The organism is Pseudodesulfovibrio sp. lm2024 (assembly GCF_051175575.1).
Taxonomy (GTDB): Bacteria; Desulfobacterota; Desulfovibrionia; order Desulfovibrionales; family Desulfovibrionaceae; genus Pseudodesulfovibrio; species Pseudodesulfovibrio caledoniensis.
This window is the reverse complement of sequence record NZ_CP195092.1, coordinates 2,174,974-2,198,067: the sequence shown is the minus strand read 5'-3', so window position 1 is coordinate 2,198,067 and position 23,094 is coordinate 2,174,974. Positions and strand designations below refer to the sequence as shown.

The following is a 23,094-nucleotide window of genomic DNA, read 5'->3' as shown; positions in this document are numbered from 1 at the left end:
ATTAAAAAAGCCCCGCCGGATTATCCGGCGGGGCTTTTTTTATGCATTGCGTCGCTGGCGTTGTTACCAGACCATTCTTGTCTGGACGCCGTGCTCGGACATGTATTTCTTGATTTCCGGGATGGTGTATTCGCCGTAGTGGACGATGGAGGCGATGAGCGCTGCCGTGGCCTTGCCCTCGGTCACCGCGTCGACCATGTGCTGGGGGTTGCCCGCGCCGCCGGAAGCGATGACCGGGATGGTCACGGCCTCGGCCACCAGCCGGGTCAGTTCCAGGTCGTAGCCGTTCTTGACGCCGTCCGCGTCGATGGAGTTCAGGCAGATCTCGCCCGCGCCGAGCGCCTCGCCGGTCTTGGCCCACTCGATGGCGTCCATGCCCATGTACTTGCGGCCGCCGTGGATGACGATCTCGAAGCCCGAGGGGATGTCCTCGCTCACGGGCACGCGCTTGACGTCCATGCCGAGCACCACGCACTGGGAGCCGAACTGGGCCGCGCCTTCGCTGATGATGTCCGGGTTCTTGACTGCGCCGGAGTTGACCGAGACCTTTTCCGCGCCCGCCACGAGGACGTCGCGCATGTCGGCCACGGTGTTGATGCCCCCGCCAACGGAGAACGGGATGAATATCTGGGAGGCGACCTTTTCTACCACGTCCAGGAAGATGCCGCGCGCCTCGTGGGAGGCGGTGATGTCGTAGAAGACGATCTCGTCCGCGCCTTCCTCGTAATATCTCTTGGCGGACTCGACCGGATCGCCGATATCCACGTTGCCCTCGAACTTGATGCCCTTGGTCAGACGGCCGTTGCGCACGTCGAGGCAGGGGATGACGCGCTTACTCAGCATCACTGGCCTCCTGGCAGAATTTGTAGAAGTTCGAAAGCATCTTCAGGCCGGGGCGTCCGCTCTTTTCCGGGTGGAACTGGACGGCCCACAAGCCCCTGCGGCCGTGCACCGAGCAGAAGTCGATGCCGTAGCGCGTGATGCCGATGATGAACTCCTCCTTGGGAGCGGGGTAGTAGCTGTGCACGAAGTAGAAGTCCGCGTCCGGATCGATGCCCTCGAACAGTTCGCACTCCTTGAGCAGCTCCACCTGGTTCCAGCCCATGTGCGGCACGCGGATCTGGATGTCCTCGTAATCCACCCAGGAGGGGTTGAACAGGCGGCATTCGCCGGGAATCACTTCCAGGGCCTTGGTGTCGTTCTCTTCGGAGTAGTCCAGGAGAATCTGGCAGCCCACGCAGATGCCGAGCACCGGCTTCCTCTGCGCGATAAGCTTTTTGATGACCTCGTCGAGGCCGCCGGATTCGAGCTCTTCCATGGCCTGGCCCGCGGCGCCGACGCCGGGGAAGATGATTCCCTTGGCCTGGTCCAGTTTAGCGGGGTCGTTGGTAATCTCATTGGGGATGCCCAGGTGCTCCAGCGCCCTGTGGACACTGGTCTGGTTTCCCGCCTTGTAATCGAAAATGGCGAGCATGGGTTCCTCCATTTAAATCTCGGTATGCTACAGCGACTAGTAAAATTACCAGGGGAAAACAAGGCTTTTATTTCTGCGGCAAAAATGTATGCCAGGATTGGCAAATGCCCGTTGAGTCAGGGGCTTGAGGGAGGGCGTCCGGGCGACCGGAACGGCTATTTCCCGAGGATGCGCAGCAGCAGGTCGCCCTTGAACGGACCGAGCTTGCGGCCCAGCCCCTTGAGCCGGATGGGGCGGCCGACCACGAAGTCCCTGGGCAGGGTGACCTCGATGGTCTTGGTGCCCTTGGTAAAGGGCTGTTCCACGGTGATGCGCACCTTGCGGCCGGGCATGAGATGGGAGGCCGGGTAGTACACGGTCTGCTCGAAGTCCATCTGGTTCTTGAGCCATCCCCTGATGCCCTTGGAGAAGTCCAGGTTGATGGTCCGCTCGCCCCAATGCAGCTGCAGGTTGCGCTTCTTGAGCTCCAGCGGCCCCTTGTAGCCGGGCTTGTCCTTGCGGATCTGCGAGTAGATGTCCTCGAAGACCTTCTTGGCGAACGGGTCGTTGAGGATGGTCCGCAGGACCTCTTCTTCCTTGTAGTAGTATTTCTGGGTCCTGGCCCTGGTGGAGCGTTCGCGCTGCTTTTTCTCGGGCTTGGGGGACGCTTTGCGCTGCTGGCGGGCGTACGCCCTGGCCCCCTGTTCGCGGCTCGCCCGGGGTTCCTCGTTCTCCCTGCCGGAGGAAGCCGACGCGGCCGGGCCGCTCGTCTCCAAGAGCTTCTTGGCCGTGACGTACGCCTCGTTGACCACGCGGAACCTTTCCGCCGCGTGCGGGCCGGGGTTCAGGTCCGGGTGGTATTTGAAGGCCAGTTTGCGGAAAGCGGACTTGACCTCGTCCAGGGTTGCCCCGGGGGCGAGCTTGAGCTCTCTGAGGCACTCCTGGAGATTCATGGCCTAGCGTCCTTGGTTATTCGTCGGAAATCAATGCGTTGGGAGACGAGTCGGGATCATAGCGCAAAAGGTCGTGCTCACGCAAATAGGCGCGGCCCTGGCGGACGAACTCCGCGTGCCCGGCTTTCGGATTCACGCCGGGACAGTATTCCTGGATCATCTCCCAGCTGGTCTCGTCGATGAGATTGCCCCGGAAATAGGGCCAGGCGCGGCAGATGTCGGGGCGGCCGGGGTGCACGCCGCACCCTTGTTTGTAGAATATGCAGAACTGGTCCTCGCCCACGTTGAGGTGGATCTTGCCGCCGCGCGTGTGGGCGTAGCGGTCGACCAGTTCGTCCACGGCGATCTCAAGGAACGCGGCCAGTCGCTCGCGGTCCTTGGCGGTCATGACGATGCCGCCCTCGCCCTGGCAACAGTGGCCGCACATGCGGCAGTCGAAAGCGGTTTCGGTCATCGTCCGATCCCCATGGCCTGCATCTCGACCTTGGTGCAGCGATCCTCGACCACCTTGATCCCGCTGTCGGCCAGTATCTCGCGGGCCTCGGGGCTGGTGATGCCGGACTGCATCCAGAAAATCCTGGGCAGCGGGTCCATGGCCAGGACCTCGCGGGCGTGGTCCGGACAGAACTGCGGGGCCCGGAACACGTCGACCAAGTCCACGGCCACCGGGATGTCGCCCAGGGACGGGCAGGTGTCCAGCCCCCAGACGTCGGTGCGCTTGGGGTGCACCGGGATGACGGTGAAGCCCATGTCGATGAGGGCCCGGCCGACCATGTCCACGGGGCGGCCCGGCTTGTCCACCGCCCCGACCACGGCGATGGTCTTGACCTCGCGCAGCAGGGGGGCTAGCTCTTTCATGTCGATCAGCATTGCTCGATACCTCGTTGAGTGAGAAGGCCGTTGTACAGCAAAGCCTTCCGGTTGCCTAGTCGATATATCCCCCGAAGGAGCCCCCATGTTCGAAGCCATCGCCCGCGTCCCCGAAGAGGAACTCCAGCGCCGCCAGGACTTGGTCCGGCGCCATCTGCAGTCCGTCGCCCCGAAAGCGGGCGGTATTCTGGTCTTTTCCCGGCTGAATATCTACTACCTGACCGGCACCTACGGCCAAGGCGTGCTCTGGCTGCCGCTTTCCGGCGAGCCCGTGCTGCTCATCCGCAAGGGCGTCAACCGCGCCCGGCTGGAGGCGGGGATCAAACACATCCTGCCGTTCAAATCCTATTCGGAGCTTCCGGTCCTGTGCGCGGACGCGGGCAGTCCCTTCACCCCGATCCTGGCTGCGGTCATGGCCGGGCTGACCTGGCAGCTCGGGACCATGCTGGCCGCCAAGCTCAAGGACTTTACCATCGTGCCCGGCGACCACGCCGTGGCCCTGGCCAAGATGGTCAAGTCCGAGTTCGAGCTGGACATCCTGCGCCGCTGCGGCGAGAAGCACCACCGCTGCCTGCACGACATCCTGCCGACCATGATCCGCCCCGGCATGACCGAGCGCGAGATCGCCCACAAGGCGTGGGAGACCTTTTTCAGCCAAGGGCACATGGGCATCCTGCGCATGCAGGCCCACGACGAGGAGGCCTTCCTCGGCCACGTGTCCGCCGGTGATTCCGGCAACTACCCCAGTGGGTTCAACGGCCCGCTCGGGCTGCGCGGCGAGCATCCGGCCTCGGCCCTGATGGGCAACGTGAACAAGATCTGGGAGCCGGGCGAGCCGCTCATGCTCGACATCGGCTTCCAGCTGGAAGGCTACCACACGGACAAGACCCAGGCCTACTTCGCCGGGCCGGATTCGTCCATTCCCGACGACATCCGCCGGGCCCACGACTTCTGCATCGAACTGCAGGACTGGCTGTGTGCCACGGCCAAGCCGGGCGTGTCCCCGGAGGAACTCTATCTGCACTGCCTGGACGAGGCCGAACGCCGGGGCTACTCCGAGGGCTTCATGGGGCTGGACGAGAACCAGGTTCCGTTCGTGGGCCACGGCATCGGCCTGACCATCGACGAGTTCCCGCCTATCGCCAAGGGATTCACCCAGCCGCTGGAGCAGGGCATGGTCCTCGCCCTGGAGCCCAAGCAGGGCATTCGCGGGGTGTCCATGGTCGGCGTGGAGAACACCTTCGAGATCACGGCCGATGGCTGCCGTTGCATTTCGGGCGACGAATACGACATGGTTCCCGTGGAATAGCGGACGCCCCGATGGACGGTTCCCCTCAAATATAGTATACTTAAGGAGTGTGAATTAGACCCGGTACGGTCCGAAGCCTGAGAGGGGAACATGGCCTACTCGCAGATATTCACGTCCACGGACGAATACCTCCTGTGCATCACCGACGGCGAGGTCTTGGACGCCGAGACCTTCATCGAGTGGGGGCTGAAGCTCTTGTCCAGGGCCCGCGAGGCGCGCCGGACAAAGGTGCTCGTGGACAACCGGACCTTCCGCCTTAACCTCTCGTCACTGGACATCATCACCTTCGCCAACTTCATGGAGGAGAAGGGCGCGGCCAAGCTCGGCCTGCGCCTGGCCGTCCTGTCCAACCCGCACAACCCGGAGAACAGCCGGATGGTGGAAACCGCCCTGGTCAACCGCTCCGCCTCCTACAAGAGCTTTAGCAATCAGGTGGAGGCCAAGGAGTGGCTTCTCCGCGAACCGCATACGCAGGAATGAAAAAAGGCTCCCGAAAGGGAGCCTTTTCCGTTTGAACAGAAGGTCGCCGGGCTACTCGTAGGCCGCCTCGAAAATGGCGATGACGTCGTCCACGTCCATGTCCACCGGGGTGACCTCGAAGAGCTCGCCCATGACGGCCAGGGCGTTTTCGGCCAGGGCCGGAATCTCCTCGCGGGTCACGCCGTAGTCGGACAGCTTCTCGTCGGACAGGCCGACCTCGGTGATGAGCGTGTCCAGGGCGTCCAGGAAGGCCACGCCGGCCACATCCTCGTCCAGGTCCTCGGCCAGGGTGTCGCCCATGGCCAGGGCCAGATCGGCCAACCGCTCCTCGCCGCGTGCGGCCAGGAAGCCGAAATACGCCTTGGACAGGAGCACCAGACCGGCCCCGTGGGGCAGGTCGGGGTGGAAGGCGGACAGGGCGTGCTCCAGGGAGTGCTGGGAGATGCACGAGGAGTAGGTTTCGCACAGCCCGGCGGCGGTGGAAGCCCAGGCCATGACGGTCCGCGCCTCCAGGTTGTCGCCCTCGGCCACGGCCTGGGGCAGGGTGTGGCTGATGAGGTGTACGGCCTCCAGGGCGAGCGCGTCGCTGGCGGGCTGGCGGCAGGTGGCCAGGTACGCCTCGGTGGCGTGGAAAAAAGCGTCCATGCCGGTGTAGGCGGTCTGCCTCGGCGGCACGGAGAGCATCAGTCTGGGGTCCACGATGGACAGGGCCGGGAAGGTCCCGTCATAGCCCCAGCCGATCTTTTCGCGCGCATCCGTGCCCGACTTGGTGATGACCGTCCACGGGTCGGCCTCGGTGCCGGTGCCCGCCGTGGTCGGGATGGCCACGATGGGCAGGGGCTCGTTCTCCGGGATCTGGCCGCCGCCCGAACCGGCCTGCATGTAGTCCCAGTACTTGCCCGGGTTGGTGGCCATGGCGGCGATGGCCTTGGCCGAGTCCAAGGTGGACCCGCCGCCCAGGCCGACCACGAACTTGACGCCCATCTTGCGGCAGACGGCCGCCGCCTCGTCCACGGCGTCGGATTCGGGGTTGGGCTTGATGCGGTCGTAGACGATGGTCTGGACGTCCTGCTTGGAGAGCAGGGACTGGACTCGGGCCAGGTAGCCCTGTTCGATCATCACGCCGGACTTGCCGATGACGATCATGGCCTTGTCGCCGCGCGGCAGATGCGGGGTCTCGCCCAGCTTGTCGAGGCTGTCGGGGCCGAAGATGATGCGGGTGGGCATGTAGTATTGGAAATCGAGCACGGAACGTCTCCTCTTTTTTTTCGGTTACCTATAGGGATTTCAGCAGCTTTTCAAGCTGGTCGGCGGTGTACAGATCGCGGATGACCACCGGGGTCTCGCGGCCGTTTATGCGGAACACCGCGGCGGTGGGCAGGCTGCGGCTGCCCAGGGCGGCCAGCAGGGCCTCGGTCTCGGGATCGCGCTTGGTCATGTCCACCTTGATGAAGCGGACGTTGTAGCGCTCCTTCCAGGCGGTCACATTTCCTTTTGTCAGGACCGTGGCCTCGAGCACCTTGCAGGTGGGGCACCAGTCGGCGGTGAAGTCCAGAAGGATGTTTTCGCTGCCCAGGTCGCGATTCAGGACGGCCGGGTCGAACTGCTCCCACGGGTCGGCCTCGGCCTGCATGGGCGTGGTCCAGTACACGGTGGCGGCCAGGAGCGCGAGCATGGACACGCGCAGGATGAGCTGGACGCCCTGGCCCGCCGTCCGCGAGCGGACCCACAGCCAGCCACCGAACAGGATGACCCACAGCGGGGCCAGGATGCGCAGGCTCGCGCCGCCCAGGGCGATGCCCGCCAGGTAGAAGGCCGTGCCGAGCAAAAAGAAGGCGATGCCCTTTTCCACGTACCCGATCCACGGCCCGGACCGGGGCAGGAAGCGCGACAGGCCGGGGCTGATGATCATCAATATATAAGGCGAGGCCATGCCCAGACCGATGGAGAAGAAGACTGTGGCGATGACCACCGGCCCCTGGATGAGCGCCCAGCCGAGCACGCCGCCCAGGAACGGGCCGCTGCACGGGGTGGCCAGCAGGGTGGTCAGCATGCCGGTGAAGAACGCCTGCTTGCGCGGGTCCTTGTGCCCGGCCCCGAACTTGAGGTCGATGACCGGCAGGTGGAACAGGCCGAACAGGCTCAAGGCCAGCGCGCCCATGACCACGGCCATGGCGATGACCAGCCAGCGGTTCTGGAAGAGCGCGCCCCAGGCCGAGCCCGTGGCCCCCAGGATCGCGGCCAGGAACAGGAAGAACGTCAGCACCCCGAGCACGAAGAAGACGTTGTGCTGCCGAAAGGCCCGGATGCGCTCGTGGGGGTCGTGCTCGGCCCCGGCCCCGAGCAGGGAGGAGAGTTTCAGGCTGACCACGGGCAGGACGCACGGCATGACGTTGAGGATGAGCCCGGCCAGCAGCCCCATGAGGATGGCCGAGAGCAGGCCGCCGACCTCGAGCCCGGGCTGGAAATAGGTGGGGGTGAACTGCCAGTCCACGACGGCCTCGCCCGCCTCGGCCTCATTCAGCGCCGCCTGCGGGTGCGCCTTGCCGTGGGCCATGGCCAGAAACCCGTCCCACCAAGGCTGCGCGGTAGCCTGTGGCAGCCCGGCCGTGTCCAGCCCGGCCTGGCCGAAGGCGCTCTCCACCCGCGCCGGGACGCACTTGGTCGGGTGGCACAGGAGCAGGTCCAGGGTCAGGCTCACCGGGAACGGTTTGTCCAGGCCGTCGGGCACCAGGACGAAGAGGCTGGTCCCGTCCAGGTAGGCGAAAATGGTCACGGTCGGATCGTAGCTGTCCGGCTTTTCCTTGCCCCGAGGGTAGAACACGGACAACGCGGTCCCGTCGGCGGCCGTGGCGGTCAGCCGCGTGGGCTTGCCGGTCTCGCCCGGGATGTTGGAATAGGCGTACCATTCCTTGTCGATGTGCATGGTCAGGGCCAGCAGCGTGCCGCCGGGCGTACCCGGCCCCATGGCGTCCGGAGCCACGGCAAAGGGGGCCACCGAAGTCTTCATGGCCAGGGAAGACAGCTGCACCAAGGCGTTTGCGGGCCGTACGGGCAGGAGCAGGAGGGCACTCAGGAGCAGGGCGAAAAGCAGCTTGTTTATGGGCATTTAGGTCCTATGTGAAAAAAGTGAAAATTTGTGGTTGACTTTTCCGGGTCCGACTTATAGTTATCTCTCCGTCGTGACGAACAACGCCACGGCCGAGTGGGTCACTAGCTCAATTGGCAGAGCAGCGGACTCTTAATCCGGAGGTTCAAGGTTCGATTCCTTGGTGACCCACCACTCGAAAAACACACCCCGTCAGAAATGACGGGGTTTTTCGTTTTTGGTTTTTGGTCGGTGAAAAGGCGGCGGTTGCGGTCATCGTATTTCTCGTCGCTGTATCGGTGGTTGAACGTTGCCGGTCCCGCGCAGCCCAAGGGAGCGAACGGTCTTTCCTGCGCAGATCCATCTTACCCCACCCCGGCGTCAGGTCAATGAGATGATATTTGATTGAGGAACGGACCGGGGGATATCCGGTCCAAAATCGGTCAAGCCCGTTTCAGCCACGCCTTGCGCACGGAGTCGCCGTCGGCGGTCCAGGCGCGGGTGTGGACCTCCAGGAGGGCGTCCGGGGCGCGCAGCAGGCATTGCTTTTCGCCTGCGGACAGCGACTTGGGGCCTTGTTCCAGCAGCTTTTCCACGATGCGCTCGTTGCGGGCGCGGGCGGCTTCGCCGGGGTTGCGCTTGTGGCGCATGAGCAGGGCGCGGCGCAGGCCGTTGACGCCCGGGTCGAGCAGGGCGCGCAGGAAGCCCGACTCGCGCGGCAGGTCGAGCGGCACGGGCGTGGCCTCCATCTCGGCGGTGTAGCGGACCACGTCCCGGATCTCCCGGTCCGGGAAGGTTTCCTCCGGGATGAGCAGCAGCCGCTTTTCGCGCAGCCAGCGGCCCGGCCCGTCGCTGCTGGTCAGGACCGACAGGGGCATGGAGAAGACGATGGGCAGGACGATGGGCGCGATCCACCAGAAGAAGCGCGGGGCGTAGAGCAGGACGATGCCGCCCCAGATCAGGCCGAACAGCACACCGGTGCCGTGGAAGCGCAGCGCCTCGCCCCAGGTGGTCGCCCGGTCGTCGCGCTGTTGCGAGCCCCAGCCGATCTTGCGCCCGAGCAGGGTGATGCACACGAACTTGCTGTGGAAGAGCATGCGGATGGGGGCCAGCAGGGCCGAGAAGGCGACCTCCAGGACGATGCTGCCCATCAGCCGCAGCGGGCCGCCGAATAGTTTGGAGTTGCGCGTCTTGAAGACGATCAGGAGGTAGCTCAGGATCTTGGGGAAGAACAGGAGCACGCCCGTGGTGGCCAGCAGGACCAGGGCCCACAGGGGCTGCCACACGGGCCAGGCCGGGAACAGGGAGCGTGTGGCCGTGAAATAGTTGGGTCCGACCAGGGCCTGGATCACGGCCTCGACCGAGGAGAGCATCAGGAACAGGAACCACAGCAGGGCCGAGGCGTAGCTCATGGCCCCGTTGAGGAAGAGCACCCGGTGGGCCGGGAAGAGCCCTTCGGTGAACAGCAGGCGCAGGTGCTGCAGGTTGCCCTGGCACCAGCGGCGGTCGCGCTTGAGTTCGGAGAGCAGGTTGGGCGGGCATTCCTCCCAGCTGCCGGTCAGGTCGAAGGCCAGCCAGACCTCGAATCCGGCGCGGCGCATGAGCGCGGCCTCCACGAAATCGTGGCTGAGGATATCGCCGCCCAGCGGCGGCTTGCCCGAAAGCCTGGGCAGGCCGCAATGGCGCATGAACGGCTCCACGCGGATGAGCGCGTTGTGGCCCCAGTACTGGGCGTCGCCCAGCTGCCAGAAATGCAGGCCTGCCGCGAACATGGGCCCGTAGGCGCGGTTGGCGAACTGTTGCAGCCTGCCGAGCAGGGTGTCCCGGCCGAAGCAGGCGGGCGCGGTCTGCAATATGCCGATCTTGGGCCGCCGCTCCATGATGTGGACCATCTTGTTCAGGGTGTCGCCGCGCATGACGCTGTCCGCGTCGAACACGGCCATGTATTTGTAGTCCTTGCCGTGGCGGCGGCAGAAGTCGGCCACGTTGCCGCTCTTGCGTTTCAGATTGACCTTGCGGTTGCGGTAGAAAATGCGGTTCTGCGCGCCCAATTCCTCCACCAGGGCGGCCCAGGCGGCCTCCTCCTCCATCCATTTGTCAGCGCCGCCCGAGTCGCTCAGGATGTGGATGTCGAACTGGTCCGCGCCCGGCGTTTCCTTGAGGGAGAGATAGGTGGTCTTGACCCCGGCCATGACTCGGGGGGTGTCCTCGTTGCAGATGGGGAAGAGCACGGCCGTGCGCGGCTTCTCGCCCGGCTCCAGCGGTTCGGACAGGGCGTGGCTGGTGGCGAACCGGTCATAGCGGCGCATGATCGTGAACCAGCCCATGATGGCGGTCCAGAAGCCCACGGATATCCAGGCGAACAGGATGGAGTAGACGATGATGATGGCCAGCTCCAGCGGGGTGGACCCCTTTTCGGGCAGGACGGAACCCACATAGGCGCTGGCCAGGGCCGACGGGATCAGGATGAGCAGGGTCAGGATCAGCCGCCGTTTTCCGGTGGAGAACTGCAGGCGGGAGTCGCGGGGATCGCGTTGCATCAGGGGCCTCACTGGGAGATGTTCAGCAAAAGCGTCAGGGCCAGCAGCAGGCCGACCACGGCCAGCCAGCCCCATTGGGCCAGGAAGCCGCTCAGGCCGGAGCGCGGGCGGCCCAGGTACTGGCCGGGCATGTGGCTGCGCTCGACGCGCGGATGGTCCGGCGGAAACGATGACGGTTCATGGGCAGGCAGCAGAGTGAGCAGCGCGTCCAGCCCCTGCTCCGGGGTGGCCCCGGCGGGCAGCTTGCGTAGGGCCGCGAGGACCAGCTCAAGGCGCTCCTCCGTGGTCAGGGGGAGCTGTTCCGCATAGCTGAGCAGGCAGCGGGCGGTCCGCTCGCGCGAAGCGTCCGTTTCCCGGCTGTGGTCAGGGGCGATAGGCATAGTTCCAGGTTTCCGTCAGGGTGGTGTCGTTGATTTTGAGGAACGCGCGCAGGTCGACGGGCGGCTTGCGCTTGGGCAGGACCTTTTCCAGGGCCGAGGGGGCCTGATCGGGCCGGACCACGAAGGACAGCCGCCAGCCGCCGGTGTGCTCGTTCTTTTCCACCAGCTGCTCGGACACGACCGCGCCCTTGCCGCAGGTGACCACGCCCTCCACCTTGGAGGGGGGCAGCAGCAGGTTCAGGGCCTTGCTCTTGAAATCGATGACGAAACGCTGGCCGCCGTTCCCGGCGTCCCCGGCGCGGGTGGCCTCCACATAGCCCAGGGGCGGGTGGGTGAACCCGCCGTCGTTCCACTGCAGCTTGTACTCGTAGGTTTGGGGCACGCCCACGGGCAGATCGTCCCTGGGGCTCCAGAAGGCCACGATGTTGTCGTGGATCTCCTTGTCCGTGGGGATGTTGATCAGTTCCACATGGCCGAATCCCCAGTCGCCGACAGGCTCCACCCACAGGGTCGGGCGGCGTTCGTAGGCCGCCTCCAGGTCCTGGTAGTGGTTGAACTCCCTGTCCCGCTGGACAAGGCCGAAGCCGCGCACGTTGTCCGCCTGGAAGGCGTTGATGTCCAGGTTCTCGGGGTTGTCCAGGGGGCGCCAGAACCACTCGCCCGAGTCGTTCTTGATCAGCAGGCCGTCGGAGTCGTGCACCTCGGGCCGGAAGTCGCGGACCTTGCGCTCGTCGGTGTTCTCGCCGAACAGGAACATGCTGGTCAGCGGGGCGATGCCGATCTTGGTCACGGGCGCGCGCAGGAACAGGGTGGCGGTGACGTCCATGGAGGTGGTCTTGCCGCCCTTGATGACGAAGGTGTACGCCCCGGTCAGGCTCTTGCTGTCCAGCAGGGCGTGCACGGTCAGGCTCGGATTCTTCTTGGCCGGTTTCTCGATCCAGAATTCCTTGAAATAGGGGAACTCCTCGCCGTCGGGCAGGGCCGTGTCCACGGCCAGCCCTCGGGCCGACAGGCCGTAGGCCTGGCCGTCGGCCACGGCCTGGAAATAGCTCGCGCCCAGGAAGGAAGCGATCTCCCGGGACCCCTTGGACCCGTCGCCGGGACTGTCGATGCGGAATCCGGCGAATCCGAATTGCGGCGGAATCTGCTCGGGCAGGGTGTGGTTGTTGCCGTAGTCGAACATGGCCAGGTCAAAGGGCACCGGCACGGCCGCGCCCTTGTCCACTATGTTGATGGCCACCAGCCGGTCGTAGAGCATGCCGGGGTGGAAGAACTGCACCTGGAAGGGCAGCTTGTCCTTTGCCCACAGGGTCTTTTCCGGACGGTAGGTGATGTCGCCCCAGGCGTTATCGCTCAAGTCGAGCAGGGCTTGGGGCACCTCGCCCAGGGCCGGATTGAACGGGGCCTGGCTCAATAGCCGGGCCTTGTCCACCACCACCTGGCGGGTGAATCCCTCGGGTTCTTCGGGCTTTGCGGGTTCCGCGTGCAAGGTCCCCGGAAATGCCTGGACGAGCAGGGCCAGGACCGGGAGCAGGAGCAGTATGCGCCGGAGCGCGCGCTTCGGCGAACGTGTGATATTCGACATGGTTGTTGATGCGTCTTCGCTTTTTTATTTGTTTCCGGCCAGAGCATGTACCGGGCTTCAAAGAAAAAAGACAGTACGCGATGCCAATCGTTATATCAATTTTGAAACGCGTATTTGCACAAGGTGTTTTTTTTCTGGATATTCAAGGTGTTGTCAGCGGGCGTGTCAAAAAACGAATTGTAAACGACAGCCGTGCCTGAAGGAAACCATAGGATATGTCTATGGCAAAAGGGATGGATACTCGCGGCGAGGCCGGGCCGGCGTCTTGCGGATCATCAGGCCAGCGGCAGCCGGATGGTGATGCGAAATCCCTCGGCCACGCTTTCGGCCCGTATGGTCCCGTTGTGGTCCTCGACGATCTTGCGGGCAAAGGCCAGGCCGAGCCCGTTGCCTTCCACCTTGTCGTAGCCCAGCCGCCTGAACGGCGAGAACACGGCCTCCAGCTCCGTCTCGGTCAGGGGCTGGTAGGCGTTGGTCACCGTGATGGTCAGGGCCTCGCCGTCAAAGGCGCAACGGATGTCCACCGGGCCGTTGTCCGGGGAGTACTTGACCGCGTTGGACAGGACGTTGTCCAGGACGATGCGCATGTCCTGCCTGCGGCATTTGTAGGGCGGCACGGGATCAAGCTGCGGAAGGAGCCGGACGCTCCGCCCGCCGATGAGCGTTCTGGCCCGGTCGGCCGCCGCTTCGAGCATCTCGCCCATGTCGACCTCGTCGTCGCGCGGCGGGGGCTCCTGGAGGTCGAACTTGGACAGCCTGATGATCTGGTCGATGAGGGAGTCCATGTGGTCGATTTCCTCTTCCATGCGGTGGACGTGCTTTTCCACGCCGTCCGTGCGGCCCGCCTCCAGCCGTTCGCGGACGATCTGCTGGGAGATGCGGATGCGCGCCAGGGGGGAGCGCAGCTCGTGGGACAGGTTGGCGGTCAGCTCGCGCCCGCCCCGGACCATCTTCTCCAGACTGCTGGCCATGTGGTTGAAGGTCCGGGCCAGGGTGCCCATCTCGTCCTTGCGCCGGGCCTCCACCCTGGGGGAGAAGTCGCCCCGGGCGAGCTGTTGCGCGGATTCGGTCATCTGGACCATCGGCCAGGTGATGCGCCTGGACACCGGTATGAGCAGCAGGGCGGCCACCGTGGCCATGAGCGCCAGCCCCTCCATGAACCAGACCTCTTCGTTGTGGGTGATCCACGCGTTGAGCAGGTGCACGGTCAGGGTGCCCATGGGCGTTTTTAGCGGCCCGTAGCCGTAGATGGACCCCTGGTCGCCCTTGCGTACGAAGTAGATGTGGTCGCCCTTGGCCGTGGTCAGCTTGAGGCTCAGCTCCTCCTCGCCGGTCAGGGGCGGGGTGGTGAAGGACCGGGCCACGGTTTCGCCGCGCTCGTTGGTGATCCACGCCTCGCCGTTGAAGGCGTTGGCGTATACGTCGAGGAGGCGGTCCAGGCGGGAGCGCAGCTCCGGGGTGAGCCTGTCCGCTCCGTCGATCTCCATGCCGATGATCTGTTGCAGCGCCTCGCTGCGGTCCAGGGCGTGCCGGGCGAAGGGCGGGCGCATGTGGCCCATCTTGAGCAGACCGCCGATGGCCGCGATGGCCACGGCCTGGACCAGGATGAAGGCCACGAGAATCTTGAGGTACAACCGGCTGACTTTCATCATTCACCCACGAACATGTAGCCCGTGCCCCAGACCGTCCTGATCCTTTTCGCGTGGTCCGGGTACGGTTTGAGCTGGGAGCGCAGCTTGGAGATGTGCACGTCGATGGACCGGTCGTAGGCCGCGAAGTCCTTGTCCCAGACCATGTCCATGAGTTCGTCGCGGGTCAGGGCGTGGTCCGCGTGGGCCATCAGCGCCTTGAGCAGACGGAATTCGGTGGGGGACAGTTCGAGTTCGTCGCGGTCGACTGTAAGGACCTGCCGGGAGAGATTCAGGACGAGCCCGCCCGCGCGCACGGTCTCGGCACCCGCCTTGCGTTCCCCGCAGGCCTCCACCCGCCGGAGCACGGCCTTGATCCGGGCCAGCAACTCGCGTGGATTGAACGGCTTGGCCATGTAGTCGTCGGCCCCGAGTTCGAGCCCGACGATGCGGTCCGTGTCCTCTCCCTTGGCCGTGAGCATGATCACCGGGGTGGCGAATTCGGCGCGGATGTCGCGCAGGACCTCGAGCCCGTCCCTGCCCGGCATCATCACGTCCAGGATGATGACGCTCGGGTTGAGTGAGCGGATGGTCTCCGCCGCCCCCGCGCCCGAGGGCAGGGTGGCCGTGGAGTAGTCGTATTCCTCCAGGTATTCCACCACCAGTTCGCGCAGCTTCTGGTCGTCGTCGATGATCAGCACCGGGCCGTTGTTCTTCATGATGTCCCCTTACCCGCATGTCGAACGAAATGAAAAGGTTCCCAAGCCGCCTTTTACAATCTTTAACAACTTTTATCATCCCCCCAACACTTCTCCCATGTTTTTCCAGTAGGTTCGAGTCCAGTGAAACCATCCATGGAGAACAATGTGAAAGGCAAACTCATAACGGCGGCCGCTCCGGCGGCGATCACCCTCCTGGCAGTGCTCCTGGCCGCCTGCTCCCCCTTCAGGCCGGACGCCCGCGTTGACGACGCGGCCCCGCTGCCCGCGGCGTACACCCTCTATTCCGACCAGCCCGCCGAGACCGGCAAGTGGTGGGAGAGCCTGGGCAACGACGAGCTGAACCACATGGTGGAGACCGCCCTGGCCGCAAATTTCGATCTGGAACAGGCCTGGGCCAGGCTGCGCCAGACCGGGGCCGTGGCCGTCCAGTCCTCGGCGGACAAGTACCCGACCCTGGACGCCACCGGCGACTACAAGCACACCCGGTCCCATACCAAGGGAGCCAGGGGCGGCACGATCACCGACGAGACCCATTCCATCGGGCTGGAGGCCGGGTACGAACTCGACCTGTGGGGCCGAGTCGAGGCCAAGGCCAAGGGCGGACAGCTCGACTACCAGGCCTCACGCGAGGACCTGAGCGCCTCGGCCATGACCGTGGCCGGGGAGGTGGTCTCCCGCTGGCTGGAGATCCAGTCCCAGCGGCGCAAGGAGCGGATCATAGAGGAGCAGATCAAGACCAACCAGACCTACCTGGAACTCATCGAACTGCGTTTCCGCAACTCCATCTCCACGGCCCTGGACGTCTACCAGCAGCGCCAGAACCTGGCCAAGGTCAAGGCGTTGCTGCCGCCGGTCAAGTCGCAGGAACAGTTGCTGCTCAACGAACTGGCCCTGCTCATGGGCAAGCCCGCCGGGGCCGTGACCGTGGCCGACGCCGAGGTGCCGGAGCCCGAGGCGTTGCCCGGCCTGGGGCTGCCCGCCGACCTACTGGCCAATCGGCCCGACGTGCGCTCCGCCGGGCTGGCCCTGTCTTCGGCGGACTGGGGCGTAGCCGCGGCCAGGGCCGACCGGCTGCCTTCCCTGACCATGGCCGGGACCGGCCAGTTCTCCGGCGCCCAGCTCGGCACCCTGTTCGACAACTGGATACTGACCCTGGCCGGAGTCGTGGCCGGGCCCATCTTCGACGGCGGCTACCGTAAAGCCGAGGTGGACAAGGCCCGGGCCGTGGTCGACGAGCGGCTCGCCGCCTACAAGTCCACCGTGTACACCGCCTTCAAGGAAGTGGAGGACGCCCTGACCGAGGAGACGTGGCAGAAGCGGTACCTTGAGGCGCTCTCGGCGCAGCTCGAGGCCTCCCGCGTCAGCCTGCGCGAGGCCGTGTCCCGCTACGCCCAGGGACTGGACGACTATCTCCCGGTCCTGAGCGCGCTGATGTCCGTGCAGGACCTGGAGGTGACCATGGCCACGGAGCGGACCAACCTGATGCTCTACCGCGTGGCCCTGTACCGCGCCCTGGGCGGGACCTGGACAGACTCCCTGACCGACCCGACCGCAGCGGCGGACCAGGCGGCCGCCGATGACGCAATTATTGAATCTCATGACATAAATCCTGGAATCAGGGGGTAAACATGAACCTTTGCTTTAACAAATTGCGCGCTGTTTTCCGGCTCAAGGTGCTCGTGCCTCTGGCCATTGTCGTGGCTGCCGGCGCGGGCTCCTATCTAACCCTGGTCTCCGCGCCCAAGGCCAAGATGCGGCCGCCCCAGGTCATCCGCCAGAGCGTGGAGACCAGACAGGCGGCCCTGACCGACCACCGCGTGGTGGTGGACGTCATGGGCACGGTCACGGCGGCCCGCAAGATCGACCTGAAGTCCCAGGTGTCCGGCAAGGTCGTCAAGGTCAGCCCGGACTTCGTGCCCGGCGGGTTCTTCCGGGCGGGCGAGCCGATCCTGAACATCGACGCCAAGGACTACGAACTGGCCGTCCAGGAGGTCGAGGCCCAGGTCACCGAGGCCGAATACGACCTCAAGGTGGAGCAGGGGTACCAGAAGGTCTCGGCCCGCGAGTGGGACCTGCTGCAGGAGGCGGGCAAGTCCACCCAGGCCGAGGCGGACCTCGCCCTGCGCAAGCCGCATCTGGCCAAGGCCCAGGCCGACCTGCGCGCGGCCAGGGCAAAGGTGGAACAGGCGCGCATCGATCTTTCGCGCACCCGCGTCGACGCTCCGTTCGCGGCCATGGTCGAATCCAAGGACACGGACCTGGGCGCGGCCGTGGCCGAGCAGGGTACCTTGGCAACCTTGGTGGGCACCGACGAGTTCTGGATACAGGCCTCGGTGCCTGTGGACCGGCTGGGCTGGATCAACCTGCCGTCCGCCATCCGGCCAGAGGGCTCAAAGGCCCGGATCGTCTCCGGCAGCGGCGCGGATAAGAGCGTTCGTGAAGGGCGCGTGGTCCGGCTGCTGCCGTCGCTCGAGGACGAGGGGCGCATGGCCAGGGTGCTCATCTCGATCAAGGACCCGCTCAATATCGAAGGTCGGCCGGGCGTCAAGCCGCTGCTGCTCGGCAGCTACGTCTCGGTCAAGATCGAAGGCAACGAGCTCACGGGCGTTTTCGCCGTTCCCAGGACCGCGTTTCGCGACAACAGCCGGGTCTGGGTGCTGGCCGATGACGGCACCCTGGACATCCGCACCGTGGACCCGGTCTGGAAGGACGAGGACAGCATCGTCATCAGGGAGGGGCTCAAGCCGGGCGAGCGGATCGTCATGTCCGATCTGGCTGCCCCGTTGCAGGGCATGCTCCTGAACGGCGTGGACGACGGCGGCGGTGCGCCAGCCGCCAACCCGCAAACGGCCCCGCAATCGACCGTAACGGCGGCCGGGGAGGCGCGCAATGGCTAACGCGCAGCAGGAAAGTAGCAAGGGGCCCATCGCCTGGATGGCGGGCAATTCCGTGGCCGCCAACCTGCTCATGATCGTGTTCCTGGTGGGCGGGCTGATTTTTGCCATGCAGATCAAGCAGGAGGTCTTCCCCGAGTTTTCTCTGGACACGGTGACGGTTTCCATCGCCTACCCCGGGGCCAGCCCTTCCGAGGTGGAGCAGGGGTGCGTTCTGGCCATCGAGCAGGCCGTGCAGGGGCTCGACGGCGTGAAGGAGGTCACTTCCACGTCCTCGGAGGGCAGCGGCATGGTGGTGGTCGAGGCCCTGGAAGGGGCGGACGTGCAGAAGCTGACCCAGGACATCAAGACCGAGGTGGACCGCATCACCTCATTCCCGGAGGAGGCCGAGGACCCGGTCATCTCCGAGGTCTCGCGCCAGCGCCAGGTCCTGTCGGTGATGATCTCGGGCGATCAGCCGGACACCACCCTGCGCGAATTGGCCGAACAGCTGCGCGAGGAGCTTATCGCCAACGGGGGCATCACCCAGGCCGAGCTGGCCGAGGTCAGCGACCTGCAGATCTCCATTGAGATACCGCAGAGCCGGTTGCGGGCCCACAACCTGACCCTGAGCGAGGTGGCCCAGCGCATCGGCGAGGCCTCGGTGGACCTGCCCGGCGGGGCCATCAAGGCCGAGTCCGGCGAGGTCCTGGTGCGCATGAAGGACCGCCGCGACTACGGCCGGGACTTCGCCCGCATCCCGGTGGTCACCGGCAACGACGGCACCCAGGTGCGCGTGGAGGACCTGGGCCGGGTCATCGACGGGTTCGCGGACGACGACATCATCACCACCTACAACGGCAAGCCCGCCGTGCGCGTGGACGTGTACCGCGTGGGCGACCAGACGCCCATCTCCGTGTCCGACGCGGTCAAGGCGTCGCTTGAAGCCTTCAGGGAGCGGCTGCCTTCGGGCGTGTCCGTGGACATCCTCAACGACATGTCCGAGGTATACGCCCAGCGCATGGATCTGCTGCTCGGCAACGGCTACCTGGGCCTCGCCCTGGTCTTCGGCTTCCTGGCCCTGTTCCTGGAGCCGAGGCTGGCCTTCTGGGTGGCCATGGGCATCCCGACCTCGTTCATGGGCAGCTTTCTGATCCTCTCGCTGTTCGGCGTGAGCATCAATATGATCACCATGTTCGCCTTCCTCATAGCGCTGGGCATCGTGGTCGACGACGCCATCGTGGTCGGCGAGAACGTGTTCACCATGCGCCAGCAGGGCATGTCGCCCCTTGAGGCGGCCATAGCCGGGGCCAGGAGCATCAGCATGCCCGTGGTCTTCAGCGTGCTGACCAACATCGCGGCTTTCATGCCGCTGCTGTTCATCCCCGGCGTCATGGGCAAGATATTCTGGTCCATCCCGGTGGTGGTCATCTCGGTATTCGCCATCTCGCTCATCGAATCCCTGTTCGTCCTGCCCGCTCATCTGTCCCATCTGGGAGACCACCGGAGCCGGATCATGGTCTGGATCACCCGGTACCAGGAGAAGGCGGCCGACGGGCTGTTGCGCTTCATCCGGGGCGTGTACCGCCCGTTTCTGGACTGGTGCCTGCACTGGCGCTACGCCACCGTGGCCGCAGGCGTGGCCCTGCTGCTCCTGTGCACGGCCTATGTTTTGAGCGGCAGGCTCGGCTTTACGCTCATGCCCAAGGTGGAGTCCGACTTCGCCTACGCCACGGCCGAGCTGCCCTACGGCTCACCCGTGGAAAAGACCGAGGCGGTCCGCGACCGGCTTCTGGCCGCCGCCCGCAAGGTGGCGGCGGAGAACGGCGGGGACCGGCTGGTCGTGGGCATGGACTCCAAGATCGGCGGGGCGGGCCGCGAGCTCTCCGGTCCGCACGTGGTCAAGATCAACGTCTACCTGGCCGGGGCGGACGTCCGGCCGATCACCACCCAGCAGTTCGTGGACAAATGGCGGACCGAGGTCGGCGACATCGTCGGCCTCGAGGTCCTGTCGTTCGCCTCGGACCGGGGCGGCCCGGGCGCGGGCAACGCCCTGGAATTCGAGCTCAGCCATTCGGACACCAAGGTCCTGGAGCGGGCGGCCCGCGACCTGGCCGACGCCCTGGAGCAGTACCCCAGGGTCAAGGACGTGGACGACGGATTCTCGCCCGGCAAGGACCAGCTCGACTTCACCATGACCCCGGCGGGGCGGGCGCTGGGGCTGACCGCCCAGGGCGTGGCCGCCCAGGTGCGCGCCGCCTACTACGGCAAGGAGGTCCTGCGCCAGCAGCGCGGCCGCAACGAGGTCAAGGTGGTGGTCCGCAGGCCCGAGAGCGAGCGCGTCTCGGAATACGACATGGAGGAGCTGATGCTCAAGACGCCGGACGGCAAGGAGGTGCTGTTGCGCGACGTGGTCGACGTCAAGCGGGGCAGCGCCTACACCTCCATCAACCGCACGGACGGCCGCCGGGTGCTCTCGGTCACGGCGGACGTGGACCCGCGCAACCAGGCCACCCAGGTCATGCAGTCGGTCCTGGCCGAGGTCATCCCGAAGCTCAAGGCTGAATACCCGGGGCTGTCCTGCCGCATGCAGGGCAAGCAGGCCGACCTGAGCGAGTCGACCAACACCCTGTTCGAGGGACTGCTGCTGGCCATGCTCGCCGTGTACGCCCTGCTGGCCATCCCGTTCAAGAGCTACGTCCAGCCGCTGATCATCATGGTCAGCATCCCGTTCGGCGCGGTGGGCGCGATCCTAGGGCACATGGCCTTCGGCTATTCCATCAGCCTGATGAGCCTGCTCGGCATTGTGGCCCTGTCCGGCGTGGTGGTCAACGACTCGCTGGTGCTCATCGACTGCGCAAACGGGTTCGCCAGGGCGGGCAAATGCGCCCACGACGCGGTGCTCGACGCGGGCACGGCCCGCTTCCGGCCCATCCTGCTGACCACCCTGACCACCTTCAGCGGGCTGGCCCCGATGATCCTGGAGACCTCCATGCAGGCCCGGTTCCTCATCCCCATGGCCTTGTCGCTGGGGTTCGGCATCCTGTTCGCCACCGTCATCACCCTGATCCTTGTCCCGGCCCTGTATATGATCCTGGAGGACATCCAGCGCAGGCTGCACATCATGGCCTTCAAGCGGCCGCCCGAACCGCGCGGCGACGGGCCTCGGGAACTGGCCGGACAAAAATAACGCGGCCCCTCGAGAGAGGCCGCGCATACGCCCCGGACAATGGGGCACGGGCGAAGGGGTGCGGTGTTACCGCGCCCCTTCCTTCATGGCGTAAACCAACTCACGCGCGGCCTCGGCGGGCGAGGGCGCGGAGCAGATGGCCGAGACTACGGCGATGCCCGCCACGCCAGATCCGGCCACGGCACGGGCGTTGTCGCGCTGCACGCCGCCGATGGCCACCAGCGGGATGGACGACAGCCCAACCGCGCGTTTGAGTCCGTCGGGCTCCCACGGCGATCCCTTGACGTCCTTCTTGGTCTGGGTGGGGTAGACCGGCCCGATGCCTATGTAGTCCACCGGGCGGTTCTGGGCGTCCAGGAGTTCGGCCTCGGTCTCCACGGACAGGCCGACGATGGCGTCCGGGCCCATTATCCGGCGGACGTCCTCGACGAGCATGTCGGACTGGCCCACGTGCACGCCCTCGACCCCGGCGGCCAGGGCCACGTCCACGCGATCGTTGATGAGCAGGGGGATGGACAGGGGCTTGAGCAGCTTGTGCAGGGCGCGGGCAAGCTGGACGAACTCGCCGGTGTCGGCTTCCTTTTCGCGCAGCTGGACCATGGTGCAGCCGCCCTCGGCGGCCTGGGCCACGACCTCTTCCAGGGACCGGCCCAGGCAGAGGCTGCGGTCGGTCACGAGATAGACGAGCAAATCCCGGGTATTCATCACGCCACCACCTTGAGCCGGGCGCGGACCGTGTCCTCGTCCAGGAGATAGAGCGCGTCGTGGAAGTGCATCTGCAGGCTGCCCGGGCCGGGCGAGAGCTCGGCGGCCCGTTCCCCGGCCATGTTCATGACCGCCGCGGTGTCCTCGGCGGCCTGAAAAAAGTCGGGCTGGACCGCGGCGAACGCCCCGGCCAGGGCGGTGCAGGTGCAGCCGAGCCCGGTCACGCGCGGCATCATGGCCGACCCTCCGGCCAGACGCGTCTCGCGGCCGTCGCCGACCACCAGATCGGTCTCGCCGCTGACCAGGACCACGCAGCCGTAGCGCTCGCTCAGGGCCTTGGCCGCGCCATGGGCCTCGTCCACGCCCATGAAGGTGTCCACGCCCTTGGGCTTACCGTCTTCGCCCGCCACGGCCATGATCTCCGAGGCGTTCCCCCGGAGGATGGCGGGGCGGTACTTTTCCAGGAATTCACGGGAGATGTCCGTGCGCAGAGCGTTCACCCCGGCGGCCACCGGGTCGAGCACGATGGGCATGCCCATGGCGTTGGCCTGGGCCATGGCCGTGTGCATGCCGACCACGTAGTCGTCGGCCAGGGTGCCGATGTTGACCACCAGGGCTCCGGCCAGGTCGACCAGGCCGGGCAGGTCCTCGGCCACATGGCTCATGGCGGGCGATGCCCCCAGGGCGAGCAGGGAGTTTGCCGTGTTGTTGGTGACCACGTAGTTGGTGATGCTGACGATGAGCGGCGCTTTTTCGCGGACCGCCTGAATGTCCTGCCAGACCGTTTGGATCAGCGTTTCGGGAGCGCTCATTTCAGCAACTCCCCGACGCTGTCCACCTTGCCACGCATGCGTCCGGATTCGCCTTCCCGGGAATCCACGGCCAGGGTCAGGTAGACCCGTCCGCATCCCTTGCGCATGTCGTCATGGCACTGCTTTATGGTCCGCATGATGTCGTCCAGATCGCCTTCGAGCACCGTGCCCATGGGACCGAGTTCATGGGGCAGGCCGGACTCCCGGACGATCTCTATGGTCCGGGCCACATAGGGCGCGAACGAGTCCTGGTCGGGCCGCTCCAGGGGGAACAGACTGAAGGTGGCTACACAGCTCATGGTATCCTTCCTTGTAAATGTATTCGTTCAAGGCCGCCGGGCGGCCGGTGCACGCAGGATTGACCCATTCCCTTCCAAGGTCAATGCTCATCCTCTTCAAAATGCCGTTCTCTTCGTTCGTTGCTCCATCTCATCGCGCCCGCACACCCCTGCCGGAAGGCACCTAAAAAGTTTAGGAAAGGATGGGGATGGGGGGCCGGGGGGAGG

General features: G+C 65.6%; 20 protein-coding genes and 1 tRNA gene. 6 read left to right on the top strand and 15 right to left on the bottom strand.

Annotated elements, in window-relative coordinates; all coding sequences use genetic code 11:
- Positions 1-63: 63 nt before the first annotated feature.
- The 5 genes from hisF to ACR42D_RS10310 all read right to left on the bottom strand — a co-directional run bounded on the left by hisF (position 64) and on the right by ACR42D_RS10310 (position 3,276).
- Positions 64-843 carry an imidazole glycerol phosphate synthase subunit HisF gene (hisF, locus tag ACR42D_RS10330; RefSeq protein WP_484566730.1) on the bottom strand — a complete coding sequence of 260 codons (780 nt, stop codon included), beginning with the start codon at positions 841-843 and terminating at the stop codon, positions 64-66.
- Positions 833-1,474, bottom strand: coding sequence for an imidazole glycerol phosphate synthase subunit HisH (gene hisH / locus ACR42D_RS10325; RefSeq protein ID WP_484566729.1), 642 nt, complete (start codon positions 1,472-1,474; stop codon positions 833-835). Before hisH ends, hisF begins: the two co-directional genes overlap by 11 nt.
- 155 nt (positions 1,475-1,629) lie before the next feature.
- Positions 1,630-2,406: a J domain-containing protein gene (locus ACR42D_RS10320; protein ID WP_484566728.1), complete on the bottom strand. Its 777-nt coding sequence runs from the start codon at positions 2,404-2,406 to the stop codon at positions 1,630-1,632.
- Between the two features lie 16 nt (positions 2,407-2,422).
- Positions 2,423-2,860 carry a YkgJ family cysteine cluster protein gene (locus ACR42D_RS10315; protein WP_484566727.1) on the bottom strand — a complete coding sequence of 146 codons (438 nt, stop codon included), beginning with the start codon at positions 2,858-2,860 and terminating at the stop codon, positions 2,423-2,425.
- Positions 2,857-3,276 carry a CoA-binding protein gene (locus tag ACR42D_RS10310; RefSeq protein WP_484566726.1) on the bottom strand — a complete coding sequence of 140 codons (420 nt, stop codon included), beginning with the start codon at positions 3,274-3,276 and terminating at the stop codon, positions 2,857-2,859. Before ACR42D_RS10310 ends, ACR42D_RS10315 begins: the two co-directional genes overlap by 4 nt.
- A gap of 85 nt (positions 3,277-3,361) precedes the next feature.
- Here ACR42D_RS10310 and ACR42D_RS10305 point away from each other — a divergent pair, with 85 nt between their 5' ends.
- Both ACR42D_RS10305 and ACR42D_RS10300 read left to right on the top strand, forming a co-directional pair.
- Complete coding sequence (locus tag ACR42D_RS10305) at positions 3,362-4,585, top strand: M24 family metallopeptidase (protein ID WP_484566725.1); 1,224 nt, start codon at positions 3,362-3,364, stop codon at positions 4,583-4,585.
- Between the two features lie 90 nt (positions 4,586-4,675).
- The gene (locus ACR42D_RS10300) at positions 4,676-5,065 is read left to right on the top strand and encodes a hypothetical protein (protein ID WP_484566724.1); all 390 of its coding nucleotides are present in this window, start codon (positions 4,676-4,678) and stop codon (positions 5,063-5,065) included.
- Between the two features lie 51 nt (positions 5,066-5,116).
- On the opposite strand, the gene ACR42D_RS10295 is transcribed toward ACR42D_RS10300, so the two are convergent.
- Both ACR42D_RS10295 and ACR42D_RS10290 read right to left on the bottom strand, forming a co-directional pair.
- A complete protein-coding gene (locus ACR42D_RS10295; protein ID WP_484566723.1) occupies positions 5,117-6,313 on the bottom strand; it encodes an iron-containing alcohol dehydrogenase in 1,197 nt (398 codons plus the stop codon).
- A 28-nt stretch (positions 6,314-6,341) separates the two neighbouring features.
- Entirely contained in the window at positions 6,342-8,174 is a 1,833-nt protein-coding gene (locus ACR42D_RS10290) for a protein-disulfide reductase DsbD family protein (protein WP_484566722.1), read from the bottom strand.
- A gap of 98 nt (positions 8,175-8,272) precedes the next feature.
- On the opposite strand from ACR42D_RS10290, the gene ACR42D_RS10285 reads away from it, so the two are divergent.
- Positions 8,273-8,348 (top strand) — tRNA-Lys (locus ACR42D_RS10285).
- Positions 8,349-8,596: 248 nt separating this feature from the next.
- On the opposite strand, the gene mdoH is transcribed toward ACR42D_RS10285, so the two are convergent.
- The 5 genes from mdoH to ACR42D_RS10260 all read right to left on the bottom strand — a co-directional run bounded on the left by mdoH (position 8,597) and on the right by ACR42D_RS10260 (position 15,005).
- Positions 8,597-10,693, bottom strand: a complete 2,097-nt coding sequence (mdoH, locus tag ACR42D_RS10280; protein ID WP_484566721.1) for a glucans biosynthesis glucosyltransferase MdoH — start codon at positions 10,691-10,693, stop codon at positions 8,597-8,599.
- 8 nt (positions 10,694-10,701) lie between these two features.
- Complete coding sequence (locus tag ACR42D_RS10275) at positions 10,702-11,073, bottom strand: hypothetical protein (protein WP_484566720.1); 372 nt, start codon at positions 11,071-11,073, stop codon at positions 10,702-10,704.
- On the bottom strand, positions 11,057-12,658 hold the full coding sequence (locus ACR42D_RS10270; RefSeq protein WP_484566719.1) for an OpgD/OpgG family glucan biosynthesis protein: 1,602 nt from the start codon (positions 12,656-12,658) through the stop codon (positions 11,057-11,059). Before ACR42D_RS10270 ends, ACR42D_RS10275 begins: the two co-directional genes overlap by 17 nt.
- A gap of 275 nt (positions 12,659-12,933) precedes the next feature.
- Positions 12,934-14,310: a HAMP domain-containing sensor histidine kinase gene (locus tag ACR42D_RS10265; protein ID WP_484566718.1), complete on the bottom strand. Its 1,377-nt coding sequence runs from the start codon at positions 14,308-14,310 to the stop codon at positions 12,934-12,936.
- Complete coding sequence (locus ACR42D_RS10260) at positions 14,307-15,005, bottom strand: response regulator (RefSeq protein WP_484566717.1); 699 nt, start codon at positions 15,003-15,005, stop codon at positions 14,307-14,309. The genes ACR42D_RS10265 and ACR42D_RS10260 overlap by 4 nt, the downstream gene beginning before the upstream one ends.
- Positions 15,006-15,152: 147 nt before the next feature.
- On the opposite strand from ACR42D_RS10260, the gene ACR42D_RS10255 reads away from it, so the two are divergent.
- From ACR42D_RS10255 to ACR42D_RS10245, 3 genes are read left to right on the top strand one after another with little or no spacing between them, the layout of a single operon-like run.
- Entirely contained in the window at positions 15,153-16,634 is a 1,482-nt protein-coding gene (locus ACR42D_RS10255; protein ID WP_484566716.1) for an efflux transporter outer membrane subunit, read from the top strand.
- A gap of 2 nt (positions 16,635-16,636) precedes the next feature.
- Positions 16,637-17,905 carry an efflux RND transporter periplasmic adaptor subunit gene (locus ACR42D_RS10250; protein ID WP_484566715.1) on the top strand — a complete coding sequence of 423 codons (1,269 nt, stop codon included), beginning with the start codon at positions 16,637-16,639 and terminating at the stop codon, positions 17,903-17,905.
- Entirely contained in the window at positions 17,898-21,071 is a 3,174-nt protein-coding gene (locus ACR42D_RS10245) for an efflux RND transporter permease subunit (protein ID WP_484566714.1), read from the top strand. The genes ACR42D_RS10250 and ACR42D_RS10245 overlap by 8 nt, the downstream gene beginning before the upstream one ends.
- Before the next feature lie 66 nt (positions 21,072-21,137).
- Here the strand turns inward: ACR42D_RS10245 and thiE are convergent, their stop codons facing one another.
- Genes thiE through ACR42D_RS10230 form a run of 3 tightly spaced genes read right to left on the bottom strand, consistent with a single transcriptional unit; the run spans position 21,138 to position 22,887 of the window.
- Entirely contained in the window at positions 21,138-21,776 is a 639-nt protein-coding gene (thiE, locus tag ACR42D_RS10240; RefSeq protein WP_484566713.1) for a thiamine phosphate synthase, read from the bottom strand.
- Positions 21,776-22,588 carry a hydroxyethylthiazole kinase gene (gene thiM / locus ACR42D_RS10235; RefSeq protein WP_484566712.1) on the bottom strand — a complete coding sequence of 271 codons (813 nt, stop codon included), beginning with the start codon at positions 22,586-22,588 and terminating at the stop codon, positions 21,776-21,778. Before thiM ends, thiE begins: the two co-directional genes overlap by 1 nt.
- The gene (locus ACR42D_RS10230; RefSeq protein WP_484566711.1) at positions 22,585-22,887 is read right to left on the bottom strand and encodes an MTH1187 family thiamine-binding protein; all 303 of its coding nucleotides are present in this window, start codon (positions 22,885-22,887) and stop codon (positions 22,585-22,587) included. Before ACR42D_RS10230 ends, thiM begins: the two co-directional genes overlap by 4 nt.
- Positions 22,888-23,094: the final 207 nt, after the last annotated feature.